Annotated in this window: 17 protein-coding genes and 1 pseudogene; 7 read left to right on the forward strand and 11 right to left on the reverse strand. The window is 33.2% G+C overall.

Annotated features, from left to right (window positions below):
• Positions 1 to 150: 150 nt before the first annotated feature.
• A complete protein-coding gene (locus tag ACVWXS_RS04410) occupies positions 151 to 969 on the reverse strand; it encodes a hypothetical protein (protein ID WP_456956380.1) in 819 nt (272 codons plus the stop codon).
• A 264-nt stretch (positions 970 to 1,233) separates the two neighbouring features.
• On the opposite strand from ACVWXS_RS04410, the gene ACVWXS_RS04415 reads away from it, so the two are divergent.
• Both ACVWXS_RS04415 and ACVWXS_RS04420 read left to right on the forward strand, forming a co-directional pair.
• Positions 1,234 to 1,536, forward strand: coding sequence for a cupin domain-containing protein (locus ACVWXS_RS04415; RefSeq protein ID WP_456956575.1), 303 nt, complete (start codon positions 1,234 to 1,236; stop codon positions 1,534 to 1,536).
• Positions 1,537 to 2,825: 1,289 nt separating this feature from the next.
• Positions 2,826 to 3,341: a tellurite resistance TerB family protein gene (locus tag ACVWXS_RS04420; RefSeq protein ID WP_456956382.1), complete on the forward strand. Its 516-nt coding sequence runs from the start codon at positions 2,826 to 2,828 to the stop codon at positions 3,339 to 3,341.
• Positions 3,342 to 3,485: 144 nt separating this feature from the next.
• Here the strand turns inward: ACVWXS_RS04420 and ACVWXS_RS04425 are convergent, their stop codons facing one another.
• Positions 3,486 to 3,659 carry a hypothetical protein gene (locus ACVWXS_RS04425; protein WP_427523400.1) on the reverse strand — a complete coding sequence of 58 codons (174 nt, stop codon included), beginning with the start codon at positions 3,657 to 3,659 and terminating at the stop codon, positions 3,486 to 3,488.
• An 89-nt stretch (positions 3,660 to 3,748) separates the two neighbouring features.
• On the reverse strand, positions 3,749 to 4,321 hold the full coding sequence (locus tag ACVWXS_RS04430; RefSeq protein ID WP_456956385.1) for a histidine phosphatase family protein: 573 nt from the start codon (positions 4,319 to 4,321) through the stop codon (positions 3,749 to 3,751).
• A 206-nt stretch (positions 4,322 to 4,527) separates the two neighbouring features.
• Here ACVWXS_RS04430 and speG point away from each other — a divergent pair, with 206 nt between their 5' ends.
• A complete protein-coding gene (gene speG / locus ACVWXS_RS04435; protein WP_368634999.1) occupies positions 4,528 to 5,043 on the forward strand; it encodes a spermidine N1-acetyltransferase in 516 nt (171 codons plus the stop codon).
• Between the two features lie 99 nt (positions 5,044 to 5,142).
• On the opposite strand, the gene ACVWXS_RS04440 is transcribed toward speG, so the two are convergent.
• The 5 genes from ACVWXS_RS04440 to ACVWXS_RS04460 form a co-directional block, all read right to left on the reverse strand.
• Complete coding sequence (locus ACVWXS_RS04440) at positions 5,143 to 5,355, reverse strand: hypothetical protein (RefSeq protein ID WP_368635000.1); 213 nt, start codon at positions 5,353 to 5,355, stop codon at positions 5,143 to 5,145.
• Positions 5,356 to 5,810: 455 nt separating this feature from the next.
• On the reverse strand, positions 5,811 to 6,554 hold the full coding sequence (locus ACVWXS_RS04445) for an amidohydrolase family protein (protein ID WP_456956388.1): 744 nt from the start codon (positions 6,552 to 6,554) through the stop codon (positions 5,811 to 5,813).
• A 309-nt stretch (positions 6,555 to 6,863) separates the two neighbouring features.
• Entirely contained in the window at positions 6,864 to 7,430 is a 567-nt protein-coding gene (locus ACVWXS_RS04450; RefSeq protein ID WP_456956390.1) for a DUF1697 domain-containing protein, read from the reverse strand.
• Positions 7,431 to 7,454: 24 nt separating this feature from the next.
• A complete protein-coding gene (locus ACVWXS_RS04455) occupies positions 7,455 to 8,273 on the reverse strand; it encodes an alpha/beta fold hydrolase (protein ID WP_456956392.1) in 819 nt (272 codons plus the stop codon).
• Positions 8,274 to 8,284: 11 nt separating this feature from the next.
• Positions 8,285 to 8,752 carry a GbsR/MarR family transcriptional regulator gene (locus ACVWXS_RS04460; RefSeq protein WP_456956394.1) on the reverse strand — a complete coding sequence of 156 codons (468 nt, stop codon included), beginning with the start codon at positions 8,750 to 8,752 and terminating at the stop codon, positions 8,285 to 8,287.
• 485 nt (positions 8,753 to 9,237) lie between these two features.
• On the opposite strand from ACVWXS_RS04460, the gene ACVWXS_RS04465 reads away from it, so the two are divergent.
• Entirely contained in the window at positions 9,238 to 9,543 is a 306-nt protein-coding gene (locus ACVWXS_RS04465; RefSeq protein WP_456956396.1) for a hypothetical protein, read from the forward strand.
• Positions 9,544 to 9,758: 215 nt separating this feature from the next.
• Here the strand turns inward: ACVWXS_RS04465 and ACVWXS_RS04470 are convergent, their stop codons facing one another.
• A complete protein-coding gene (locus tag ACVWXS_RS04470; protein WP_456956398.1) occupies positions 9,759 to 10,316 on the reverse strand; it encodes an isochorismatase family protein in 558 nt (185 codons plus the stop codon).
• A gap of 580 nt (positions 10,317 to 10,896) precedes the next feature.
• On the opposite strand from ACVWXS_RS04470, the gene ACVWXS_RS04475 reads away from it, so the two are divergent.
• From ACVWXS_RS04475 to ACVWXS_RS04485, 3 genes are all read left to right on the forward strand, one after another.
• Positions 10,897 to 11,046, forward strand: coding sequence for a penicillin-binding protein (locus ACVWXS_RS04475; RefSeq protein WP_374966459.1), 150 nt, complete (start codon positions 10,897 to 10,899; stop codon positions 11,044 to 11,046).
• A 288-nt stretch (positions 11,047 to 11,334) separates the two neighbouring features.
• Positions 11,335 to 12,249 carry a class I SAM-dependent methyltransferase gene (locus ACVWXS_RS04480; protein ID WP_456956400.1) on the forward strand — a complete coding sequence of 305 codons (915 nt, stop codon included), beginning with the start codon at positions 11,335 to 11,337 and terminating at the stop codon, positions 12,247 to 12,249.
• 22 nt (positions 12,250 to 12,271) lie between these two features.
• Entirely contained in the window at positions 12,272 to 12,625 is a 354-nt protein-coding gene (locus tag ACVWXS_RS04485; RefSeq protein WP_368635007.1) for a cupin domain-containing protein, read from the forward strand.
• A 178-nt stretch (positions 12,626 to 12,803) separates the two neighbouring features.
• Here ACVWXS_RS04485 and ACVWXS_RS04490 read toward each other — a convergent pair whose 3' ends face one another.
• Both ACVWXS_RS04490 and ACVWXS_RS04495 read right to left on the reverse strand, forming a co-directional pair.
• On the reverse strand, positions 12,804 to 13,181 hold the full coding sequence (locus tag ACVWXS_RS04490) for a VOC family protein (RefSeq protein ID WP_456956403.1): 378 nt from the start codon (positions 13,179 to 13,181) through the stop codon (positions 12,804 to 12,806).
• Positions 13,174 to 13,600, reverse strand: a pseudogene (locus tag ACVWXS_RS04495) (VOC family protein). Before ACVWXS_RS04495 ends, ACVWXS_RS04490 begins: the two are co-directional and overlap by 8 nt.
• Between the last annotated feature and the right edge of the window lie 194 nt (positions 13,601 to 13,794).

Genomic DNA, 13,794 nt, shown 5'->3' on the forward strand with positions numbered 1-13,794 from the left:
TTCTCCAGCAGTTTTAATAACTACATCACTGAAATATTCATCAACTTTAACCCACTTCACAACCTCGATGTTTTTCTTAGCTAAAAGACGTTTTTTATCATAAAAATCTTTTCTTAGCTCTTTTAATAAACCTTCTATACTATTGGCACCTTAATTCTCTAAAGTAGCTTTTTCAATTACATAGCTTTGAGGTATGAAAAATGTTCTGGTGTAAAATTCTGGTTGTGATTCAGTTAAATTCACTGCGTAATAGTTGCCAATTTTAAAGCCTTCACTTTTTAGAACAGTTCCTGCTTTCAATTGACCAGCAATTCTTTGATAATAATCATTATTGTTAATTAAATATGGTTTTATATGCTGCACTGTATCCTTTGTTACAATAAATAATGTATCCTTATTAACAGGTTGAGGTTCTATTATTTGAATGTCTGTTGGATCAATTTTTTTTCTTTCAATACCGCCACCTACAAAACTAAGATCATAAGTATTGACAAGCTCTCCTTGTTCAATTTTGAAATTTCCCCATAAGTTTAAATACGTGTAATAGGAATGTGCATGCGTCCCTAAACTGTCATGTTCAATATAAAATGAGTAAAACGGTTTGTCTCTATTGATCCACATATATGCAGGATTATCATAAAATTGTACACGCTGTTCAAAAGGAATCGCCGTAAATACTGTTAAATCCGTTGCTTGTACACGATAACCAGAGCTCATCCAATAATACGTTTGCCCATTGTATTTTTCGATATTATATACGCGGAAGTAGTTTCCCTTTTTGACTAACATCGATTCAAACTGTCCATTGTCGTTTTTCTTGTACACTTTCACATCTTTTGAAAACGTCATTTTCCCTGTTTGCCCTTTGACAATCTCTGCTCCATCATACATCACTTTCGCTTCTGATTTTGTTGGATTTACTACCGCAAATACAAATGCTGCTAGGAACACAATAAATAATTTTTTCATTATTCTCCCCCTCAACTTTATTTTAGAAAAGATAATTTATTGGTACTATATACTAATAAAGATAATATTTTATCAATAGAAATTAAGAATGTCAAAATCTAAAAAAAGTAGATTGTTTTTCCATAACATAACTTCACCTATCTACCATTCAAACCATTTTTCTAAATTTGATCTACTAATACTTACCTTGCAAAATACCAATAATAGACATTATTGGTATTAGTTAGTTAATTAAATGAATCCAATACTTGAAAAAAGAATCTACTGCAAACAGTTTCTGATATCTCAGAGTATACAAATTTTATAGTCTCTGAAGTAAATGATCATGTTGTAAGAATAGCCGTTATAGACGGTGAGTATCATTGGTATGAACATGATACAGATGAATTATTTATGGTTCTTGAAGGAGAGTTATTTATTGATCTAGAAAATAACGAATCTATTTCTTTACTTCTAGGTGAAATATTTAAAGTACCAGTTTTCACCCAACATAGAACACGTTCAACTAGAAGAACAGTAAATCTATGCTTTGAAACAAAAGAAAACGATATTAAAGGAAAATCTTAAGTGCCAGTTAATTGGCGCTTTTTTTTACATTTTTTTAAATATGAATACTCTTTAAAATTCTCATATTGTGCAGTAATATTGAGAGTCTGGAGCATATTCAGCTTTACAATATAGCCTTTATTTTTTCTACTCTTACGATGCTTCTACTCCATTGCGCCCTCTGTAATCACAATATTCTGAACTTATTCACAGACTTATTCACAAAATCCACAAATACTAGAAATAATCAACCACCAGTCTAAAGTTAACATCTAAACCACAAATATTAAGGTATAATAATCCAATAAGGAGGTTTTTATACAATTATGGAACTATTACTCGGTTTTATACCTATTTTATTTCTATTACTTTTCTATCTTGCACCATTAGTATTTATAGTTTGGTTTGTATTTAAAATTATTAACATACAAAATGAACAAACTGAAATTCTAAAACGTATAGCTGATAAGCTAGATAAGTAATGTACTAATTGGAGATTATCTATAACAAGCTTTCTAACCTCTCGCATACCGCGAAACTATTACTAACTGTTTGACTACCAACTAAAAAGGCGCGAGAAATCAATTTTAGAAACGTTGATTTCTCGCGCTTTTCTGATGTGATTTTTTTGAATTTTGCTTTTAAAATGTACTTATGTCCCAGCCGCTTTTACATTTTTTTTATTTGATACCTACAAAACTAAATAATATTGAATACTAACAACGTTATTTAGCAATAGTGATGCAGAAACCTTTTCCAATTCTTTTCGTTCTTTAATATATAAAGGGAAAATGAATATGTTCGGTTTGCTTAATCTTGGACGCCCTGTACTTGGAATAATTACTTGGTTATTACCAATCGGAATTCTTTCACGTTCTAATAAGCAAGTTCATACTAATGGGATCGTATTTTGTAAGATTTAAGGGGTTATTTTAGTACATAAAAATACTATTATAAAATGACAGGCGTGTTGATTAGGAAAAAAAAGGATTATTATTAAGCGATAAAAGGATTTTTCGTTGCTATTTTGCTAATATAATCCATTTTTAACTGATTGTAGCGCAGGGCTACTCGACTCCCGCGGGAAAGCGAGACAGACGAGACCCTGCACGGAGCGCAGCGGAGGAAGCGGCTCGACGCTCGCCCGCAGGAAAGCGAGTAGCCCGGAGCGGAAATCAGAGCCTTTTAATTAATTAGGATGTATAAAAATGGTTAATAAACACACCTAAAAAAATGATAAACTATTACATTTTTGTATAAAACGATGTAATTTTTTATAAATTTCTTTAAAATCATAGGAGGCTTTTATTATGGGATTATTTGATATGTTTAAAGGTGACAAAGAACACAACGAACAAGGTATGAACCCTCACTTCGCATTCGCAACATCTTTACTTTATATGATGGGTGCAGATGGAGAATACGATAACGAGGAGTTAGGTCAATTATTAGCAGTTATCGGTGGGGCGAAAAAAGGTAACTCTGTATATATCGGTGGTAATAATGGTGATTTAATGGACAAAGCTATAAAATATGTGCGAACTAATTCTGTAGAACAATTTTTAAGTGAAGCTTCACCAGTCTTAACGGATGCTCAAAAAATGTGTATTTTAGTTAATATTATTGATTCTTCATTTGCTGATGGCGAAGCTGAAATTGAAGAACAACAATTATTCGGCAAATTCTTAAACGCTTTCGGAATTTCTGAAGAAAGATTCAAACCATTCTTTGAAGTTATTGTACTAAAGAATGACCGTTCTGTATTCATAAATCCAAACCACGCTAAAAATCAACCAGGATTTAAAGTAGAGCTTCCTGTTGGGTGACACTTAAAAAGACTAGGTACTCATATTAATGAGTACCTAGTCTTTTGTTTAGACGATACGTAATATATGTCTTTATCAAACGATTAGTCTTTATGTTACCATGCTGTAAGTCCTTCAATGTAAAGCCTCTTGCTAAGCGTTTTGTTAAAGTGAATTATATTTTTTTACGACTAAAGGAATAGATAGTACATATAAATCTATAGCATACGTAATAATCGTAATCCCTTTACCTTCTTCAGTAAATTTTGCTTGATGAAACTCTTCTGATACTTTTCTTTTTCCCCATTTTTTAGGTAACCATTCAAATCCTAAAAACATAACATTAATCTACCTTCTTTTCGCATAAATTGCACCATAAAGGGCCATTAATTCAAATTCCACTACTACACTGACTTATGTATGTAAAACTAAGAAATTTCCCACAATCTTTTGACCTCCACCAATTCTTGCCCATCGAATTCCATTCTGTATATGTCCGGTTTTGTTGTTTGAAGTAAAAAGTTCAAATCGTACTTACTGTCATAATACCCCATCATCAAAGTCATAACAGCCCCATGCGTGCCAATCACTACTCTCTGTCCTTGATATATGTTTAATATATCTTTCAAAACTGTTATAGCTCGTTTCTGGCAATCAGCATTGGACTCTCCTCCCTTTAAAGCAAAGTTTGAATCTAAAAATGACTTTTGTATTAAAGGAAATAATTCCTTGTCAGACATCCGCGTGTCTTCAGCATTAAAGATTCTCTCTTTTAGGTCTTCAAAGACAATTACTTCTTTTTCAATTTGCTCAGCTACTTTCTGAACAGTTAGGATTGAACGACGATACGGGCTTGAGATCACAGTGTCAATCCCCTCTTCTTGTAATATGTCAGTTATTAGATGAGCGTCTAATCTTCCTTTTTCAGTTAATTCTCTTGTTCTTTCGTCCCCATATTTTGGCGAATCACCGTGTCGAACCATATATATGAATGTCTTCATAAATACCCCCTATACTTTTATTGTTATTTACTATGTATTCTAAATCTTTACACATAAGAAACCAAAATGATATGCTAAAAAAAATTAACACTTGTAATTTTTTTGCCCCTTGACTATATAGTTACCATATAGCTTAAAGTGTGAAACGGACATAATTGATTGTATGTAAAACATACAACTTTATAATTTTAGGAGGATCATTGATTATGGGAGAAAGTATTAAGTTAAGACCGTTAGAAAGAGAAGATTTAAAGTATGTTCATAAATTAAATAATGATTCTAGAATCATGTCCTATTGGTTTGAAGAACCGTATGAATCTTTTGTAGAACTCCAAGACCTATTTGAAAAGCATATCCACAAACAAAGTGAAAGACGTTTTATACTTGAAAAAGAAAATGAAATTCTTGGATTAGTGGAATTAGTTGAAATTGACCTGATCCACCGCAATGCAGAATTTCAAATTATTATTGATCCTAATTGCCAAGGAAAAGGATATGCCTATACTGCTACTACTTTGGCAATGAAATACGCCTTTCATATTTTAAACCTACACAAATTATATTTAATTGTTGATAAGGAAAACGAAAAAGCTATTTACGTTTACAAAAAAGCAGGATTTCATATCGAGGGAGAACTTCAAGAAGAATTTTTTACGGAAGGCAAATATCGAGACGCCTATCGCATGTGTGTATTCCAATATGAGTTTGATAATAAAAAATAACTATACATTTAATTGTGTTTTTTCTATAGTTATGCCCTCCTATGACGAACCAGCCATAGAAGGGCATAACCAATGCTAAGCTGTAGCGTATGTACGAAGCTATTCGAATAAGGAGATGATTGCAACAATCCACGCTGCTATCACAAGTAATAAAAACCACCAACCCATAAACTTTATGTACGTCTTTAAAAATGGTTTCTTTTTGAATTTATCTGAAAAGGAACTCATCTGTATTGCACCCTCAGGATGCTTCAACAGCATATAAGAAATACTGCCGAAAATTAAAGTAATCACTATTGCCACTATAAACATTTCAAAATAACACTCCTACACTTTAAGAATCAATTGCGTAATCTTAGAACTACGGACTAAGACTATTTTTAAACGCCTCTTACACATTATATGGTTAAGTGACTAAATTGCCCATCAAAAAATTTACAAACAGGTTCCTATCATTTCTTAACCCCCAACAACTATTTTTCTAAATGCAGAATATAAGAGCCATTTTTTATAAAAAGCAAAGAGCCCAACTGAACATCAGCCAGCCAGGCAAGTATATTATTTTTCGTAGAAGCCATTTTTATTGAAATCATACCATTTTGTTATTTTCTCTTCTGAATTTGTTCGGAGAGTTTAAAACATTTTGTATAGAGATGACGTACTGTTTCCCTTCTCGATTACTCTCATAACGCATAATAAAAACCCTCCACAATCATGTGAAAGGCAGTTAGCAATTTCTACGATTTCATTTGTTTCATCTATCTTAATTACTTGAAATAAAAATTCATCGCGTTTTGATAAAGAATTTTTTCCGCAGCCATTGCATCAAACAATTCTTGAATCAGTTCAACATCTGCATAAGCAAAAGGTCTTTTTGCTCGTGTGGATGGCAAGTCTGTACCGAAGATTAACGCTTCAGGATTGGTAGCACAAATGGATTTCAAAGCATTTTCTACATCAAGTTCCACACGACCAAAACCTGTCGCCTTTACTCGTACACCTTTTTCTACGAGCTTCAACAAATGAGGTAAGCCTTCCTCGGAGAGCCCTAAATGATCAATCGAAATAGCTGGTAATTTTTCAATCGTTGGGGCAATGTCAGGCAAGTCTTTTGCGTCTATATAGAGTTCACTATGCCAACCAGCTAAATCATGAACTCGTCTCGCAAAGTAATCGAGCTTCGATAAATCTTCGGAGCCCCCACGCTTCACATTGAATCGTAGTGCGCGTACTCCTTTTTTATGTAAATCAATAATCTCATCATCGGTCACCGAAAATGGTAGTTGCGTAACACCACAAAATGCCGAACCCATTTTCTCTAAAGCATTCACTAAATAATTTTGGTCAAAACCTTGGAAAGAACCAGATACAATAGCACCCCCTCCAATAGTATAAGTCGCTGTGTCTTTTTGGTAATCTTCTACAACATAACTCGGTGGTACATATCCTTGATTTTCAGTAATAGGAAAATCAAAATCAATAATGTGAAAGTGTGCATCAAAAATTTTCATCTTTCCGCCTCCTTTCTTTTACGTTATCAAATATATAACATAAAGAAAAGTGATGAATATTTCTAGAATCACATAAGTTTATCTTATTAAGATACAGGTCATCTTAATAAGCCGCTCTGCTTAGCTACCAGATACAACCTTATAATGCCCAATTTATCAAAACGAAAAAATGCCAGGCACACAAAAATTGGTGATTGACCGGGCTTTTGGGTTAATGCGTGTTCATTTGTTCACCATGACATTGATAGGTTTCCACATCATTCACAACAGATTCTGAACAGATCATGAAATTATTTACTGTCGATCACTTTATTTAGATTGTTTGAGTTCTTCGACCATATTAGAAAGTTTCATGAGCGTTTTCCAATTACGGACAGTTGCTGGAACCTCAAGCTTTTTTAGATTATTAATAAGTTTGGAATTTCGAATGCTGTCATAGAATAAAAGATACACATCTCTTCCATTTATGACACCCAGTTCTCTTTCATTTGTAAAAGTTAAGAACTTGTCACTATCGACCTTAGTTGGAGCTGCAGGTAACAAAGCAACATGCAGACATTCCCCTTTAGAGGAATTACTCGCTTCTGAAACCTCTTCCTTTGAAAATGGATATTGACGAACAATTTGCTGTAATTCTTCTGCTGTCCTAATGACAACAACACTAGATATCCCAAAATCTTCTTTAATTTTATCGTGAATTTTCTTTTGCAAAATGTCCTCATATTCATTTGATTCAAAAAGGATGTTTCCACTTTGGATATATGTCTTCACATTTTGTAATCCTAGTTGCTCAAGGGAACTTCTTAATTCGGCCATGATTATTTTATTGTGTCCGCCTACATTAATGCCTCTAAGTAGTGCGATATAAATGGTCATACTATCCCGCCTTTTATCTCCATTTTATTTACTGAAAATATCTACATCCTTATATTGCTTCAAAGGTTTATCCTCTAGAAAGTCAATAATCATCTCGTTAAATATATCTCGGCGCATCGTACTTAATGGATCGAATGCATTTTTGAATAATGCTAGTTGTGCATGTTGAATATGGTTAAAAATAGTTCGGGATCCTTTCCCTTCATCAACGCCTGTCATAACTTTTCCTTCACCACCCATTACAAGCGTAGGCGACGTTATTCGATGCAATTGATCAGTATGGGTTGGAAATGGTGCTTTTTTCATTGCAAGCAGCATTTTCTTATCAATTGAAAAAGACTCCCTTAAAATCCGCTGAGTATAATCGTCGTCCTTATAAAATTTCATCATGAGATTTATAATTGTACGGTATGGAAGCAGACTGAATATAAAATTTGATATCGTCAGTACCCAGTTAGCTGCAATTGTGGGCATCTCACTATAACTATTAGAGACTACAAGCTTATCTACATATGTTGGATATTTTATCGCGAGGAGTGTAGCCAATTGGCCGCCTTGCGATACACCGACTACATGAATTTTGCTAATTCCAAGTACATCTAGAAAACATTTGATATCCTCCACAATAATATGATGATCGTATTTATTATGAGGAAATTCCTTTGTCGTTTCACCATGTCCTCTATAATCGGGCATAAGCATTTGATAGCGTGAAGTGAATGCTTCAAATTGAGGCTCCCACATTTTCCATGATGCTCCACTCCCATGCAAAAACAATATGGGCGTCCCTTGACCTTTAATTTCGTAATGGATCGTGATACCGTTCGCATTAACTTTTGGCATAAAGATTCCTCCTACTTACTACCCTTTCTCTCTTCCCACTGAACTAAAATTTGCTGCGTCTGTTGAATAACAAATTCAAAAAACTCGATACTCTCATCGATGGTTGATACAGCCTGTTCTTCAAGAACTAACTCCTTCGCTCTACTCAAATATTGTCCCATCAATACACCCTGAGCAATGCTCGTATGCAAAGTCGATGCCCATGCGTCTGAATGCAGTTGATAGAAATCTCGTTTGCTACCAGGAATCCCTACTTTACGAAATAAAGAGATTTGAACACCCTGCCGAACGGACAATGATGCCATTCCTTTGCTAATTTGCAAATCGTTCACCATGTCATCAAGTGACTTTGGAATACCTGATATCAACAAGTATCCCCATATCTTGCCAAGTGATCTTGCACCACCTGAGGATTCTATATAAGTTCCAAAATCCTCTATTAATACCTTCTGCTTATCGTTTAATATAGTGTTTTCCATGTCGTACACCTCTTTATATTCATTGTGTTTAATATATATTAAACACAATGAATGTAATTTGCAATAGTCAATATAATGTACAGTAAAGTTTTAATGCGCTAATCAGCATACAAATTGAAGTAGGCTGGGATAACATAAAAAGCGCGAGAAATCAATTTTAGAAACGTTTATTTCTCGCGCTTTTTTAATTTGAAATTTTTTATTTTTACTTTAATTATATACTATGTGCCAAAACTGGATAAAATAGTATGAATATCCATCACAATCCGTCGAACCTATTACAATTTTTGTTTCGCATATAAATCTAACAGAACAATGGAAACGTCCGAACAACAATTAGGAATTACTGATAAAAAATTCGATTTAAAAGATATAATTTATCTTAGGTGTTTAGCTTTTTTAAGAGACCTAATTTTTCGATGTAATGGAAAATTTATGTTAAAATATTTTATAGATTATTAACGTCAATTGGTGGGGAGGATGACTTGAAGAAAAAGGTTATAATTATTGTTTCTTTTTTGGTTGTAATTATCTTGTTGCATTCAACACCAAGTATGGCATTAAGAACACATATATTTTTTATGGGTTATCCAAAAGCCGCAATTTCTTCAGGAATTATTGAAGATAAAGAACATAATGAAATAGATAAAGATAAATTTGCTGAATTAAATGCCAAAGCATACACCCTAACAAATCCTCCAATAGAAAAAGCTACTCAGGGCGAATTAAAAAACTTTCTTGTAAGGAAATTTGGATTTTTACATTTTGCAGAATACTACGGTGATACTTAATAACCTTAGTCAGTCAAACGGGGACATTAGTTCAATTAGGTTAATAAATTATTACACAAAAAAACGCTTAGATTACTAAGCGCTTTTTTTCTGCCGTTTATGCTACTAACTTACTATTAAAATGAGTGTCAATTAAGTTGTTTTTCACATTACTTTTAGTGTTTTTCTCCCCATCAGCCGAACCCGTAATCAAATATGAGTGCCCTTTGATATTTTTATCGATACGAATCATGTGTAGGTTGAAATAAGTCTTCTTCTGCATTCCTAACAACAGAAAAATGGTCAACATTGTAATGACCATGAAGAGTTCTGTTATGATGCTTGATAATTTGCTCTGCACTTAAAACATCACTGTCAACTGTTGAATGCCCATCACCCACTAAGGTAACATCTAAACCATTAATTGTCGCGGTTCTTACTGCACTATCGATACAGTGCTGCGTTGAACAGCCCATCACAACAACATGTATAATCGATTGAGACTGTATATGATTTAGAAGCCCTGTCCCATGAAAGCAATTTGTTGCCTTTTTATCGAAAATCTTTGCTTCTATAGGTACATTAATTCCATTATGAATATCAAACCCAGTATCTTTACCTTCTGCAACATCGAGATCCCTTACAAACACAACCGGAACATTGGATTCCCTTGCTTTCTCAATGACTAAATTGATATTCCTAACAAGCTGTTCCTTATTAAAAACAGCTCTTTCCTCCTGATTACCGTCAATTAACTCTTGTTGAGCATCAATAATAAGTAATGCTTGATTCACACAATTTTCCCCTTTCAATTTGAGGAAACGCTATATAATCATTAGTTAGACGTTTTCCTCTTTTTATTTATCACGCTAACATTATTTTTGTTTGTCATCATACATACCCCCTAAACAAAATTGTCTTTAAATAATTTTCAGACAATAAAATTTTATCATAATTTTCCATAATAAGAAACTTTAATAACAAACTATTTTTCCCTAATCAACACGCCTGTTTTAATAAATTACTATTTAGTAGGTTATGTGAAATAATGATGATTTCCTACTATATCAATATTGATCACTAAGAGGTAATCAATAGAAGATATACAGCATCCTCCGTTACGGTATTTTTTATATGCCCTTGCTAATACTTCCGTCATTACACGCCTTTATTGTTTAATTAATTGTTCATAGACAAATTGCCAGTCAATCTTCATCTTGCAATCATATATTACAAGTGTAAGGCTATTATTTCTTTAATAAACTAAGGAAGTTTGAACATGAGCATTAATAGAAATGTTAATAGTAATATGCGTAAAAAGTTTGTAATCAATTAAGGAAATTACCAGTTCAGACAGATGTAGATCTTTTCTTATTGGGGGGTCAAATTATTGAAGATGTTGTATTTATTAACTTCGATCAAAAAGATTGTTGCGCGTTTTTCACAGATCCAACCACTGAACCTGGTTCAACAATTATTGTCGATTGCCAAGACATTCAAGCTATCCGAATTGAATCTGACTAGTTTAAAGAAATGGTTCTTTCAACTAATATAGCCCTTACACCTATGAAACTTATTACTAGGGTCCCTGAAGTCTAAGTGGCCCTAGTATTTACTTTCACTTACGTAGAACTTGTGAATAGATTTTTTTGGAAATTTAAGAATGAGGAAACTCAAATTTCAATGCTCCCAATACCGAAAACTTGACAAAAAAAATATTTTATGCAATAATTTACTTTTATAGAATAAATTATTATAATAGGATTCTCCTGGCCGGGGGAATCCTATTTTTTTTATAAGGAGTGTATTTGCATGAACAAAGGTGAATCCAGTTTAACTTCATTAATCTCAGCCTTTAGCAGAGCTTATCATAGCCAATTCGATACCCCTAAAATTTTTGATGACTATTTAGCGAAAGATTTAATCACAGAAAAAGAATTTAATGATATTCAAACAAATATGGTGCAAGGCATACAGTTTTTTAACAAAGAAATCGCAGAAAAACTAAACGGAAATACGGAAGAACTATTAAAATGGATTGTGCAAATTCAACTCTCCCCTACGCCCTTAGCACGTGCAGCATATTGTGAAAAAGTTTTACTGAATGAAGTAATGCTAGGCTTACAACAATATGTCATTCTCGGAGCAGGATTAGATACTTTTAGTTTTAGACACCCAGAACTTGGACACATTTTGGAAATCTTTGAAATCGATCATCCAGCAACACAGCAATTTAAAAAGACTAGATTAAATGAAGCTCATTTTATACTTCCTAGTAATGTACATTTTGTTGCGATGGACTTCACAAAAAGGTTTTTACATCAAACTCTAATAAATAGCGGCTTTGACAACAAAAAAACTTTCTTTAGTCTGCTAGGTGTTTCTTATTATTTAACGAAAGAGGAAACTTCAAGCTTGATTGAGCATTTGTTTGCCAATTTACCATCTGGAAGCTCTATAGTAATAGATTATGCAGACGAAAACTTATTTAAAGAAAAAGGACTCTCTAATCGAGTGGACAACATGGTAAAAATGGCTGCAGCAAGTGGTGAACCAATGAAATCGTGTTTTACTTATGAGGAAATGGAAAAGATGTTAGAAAAATCAGGACTACTTATTTATGAGCATTTATCTCCAAGTAACATTAATGAGCTTTACTTTGACAATCGAAAAGATTATTTAACAGCCTTTGAAACGATTCATTACGTGCATGCTGTAAAAAAATAAATTGAAGTTTTGGGGGAATTTAATGAAGTTTTATCAATTTTCTAAAGTACATGGTAAAAACATCTCACAGTTTAACTCAAAATTTATCATGTCTCGGATTATCAACACCGATGCATCAGCTAGTATCGGTTGTATGTATTTAGAAGAAAACGGTATTATAGGCTATCATCAAGCTGTAGTCCCCCAGCTTCTCTTAATTTTAGATGGTGAGGGGTATGTAAGAAACGAACAGGAACAATATTTTAAAGTCCAAACAGGTGACGCAATTTTTTGGGAGAAGGACGAATGGCATGAAACAAAATCAGATAAAGGATTAACTGCCATCGTGATAGAATCTGAACAATTGAACCCTGCAACTTTTATGGCTTTAAAGTGAGTTACTTATTTTCAAAATATTTCTCAGGCAATTAACTATGTAAGAATAACATCGTATCATATGTTAGTAATGTAAGATGGTTTAGTCTTACACCTCCAAGCTTCGTTACTAAGGGTCACTTATAATAATAAGTGACCCTCTATAAATTTACTGTTCAGGAATGGAGTTGCTTTATAGTTTATTGACAAACTCCTACTGGATTTCCATCAGGATCATAAAAGGTGAAAAATTTCGTCTGTCCGTCTCCATCTATTTCATTAACTTTTACATTCTTTTCAATTAATGATTGATAAGTTTCTTCAATATTTTGCGAAATAAAATTGAAGTATTTTCCGACGCCAAAATAATTGTCTGGGAAATTTAGCGGGGTATGATTTTTTGCTTTTACTAAACATACGACCGTTTGAGATTCTTCATCAATTTTCATAACTGCCGCGCCTTCTTCTATATATAGAAGTGTAAATCCCAGTTTCTCTTCATACCATGTAGCAGATAATTCAGGATCCTTAATCGGAATAAATATGGCTTCTATTCCTTTCAATATAGGTTTACTCATATTTCTCCTCCTTGAATTTTTCTTTAAAAGTAGGACTCAGCTCACTCCATACATCGAATTTATTTCCGTCTACATCATAAAAAACAAAATTTCTTCCCGCATGTCCCCTATTTTCAACTTCTCCAACTGTAATTCCTTTATCGATAAAATCTTTATGGATAGTCTTTTAATGCACTTAATCCATCCACCTCAAATGTAAGTGAAAAATGTTCTTCCCCATAGCAATCAATGAAATTGGCGCTTTGATTGTTCATTGATCTAACAAGAAAAAAACTTTGATTGGCAAAATTAAGAATGGCTTTATCAATATCTTGATAACTACATTCTGCTCCCAGATTATTTACATACCATTCACATGACAGTCCTACATTGCTGACTGGAATATAAGTAGTTCCTATTCTTATTAGCGTTTCACTCATCCCATCACCCTCTCTAATGTCTTTAGTGAATTATTCTATTTTTAACTTTTATATCCCTTCAGGCCATTCTACAATTTCCACGCTCTCAAATTGTAAAGTTGCATTTGTCTACAGGGAAATGACCAGACTCAATTCCGAGTTCTGGTCTCATAAACTTTAAAGAATCTATAACATTTTCAATCATAAATAATTTA

The organism is Lysinibacillus sp. TE18511 (assembly GCF_054062295.1).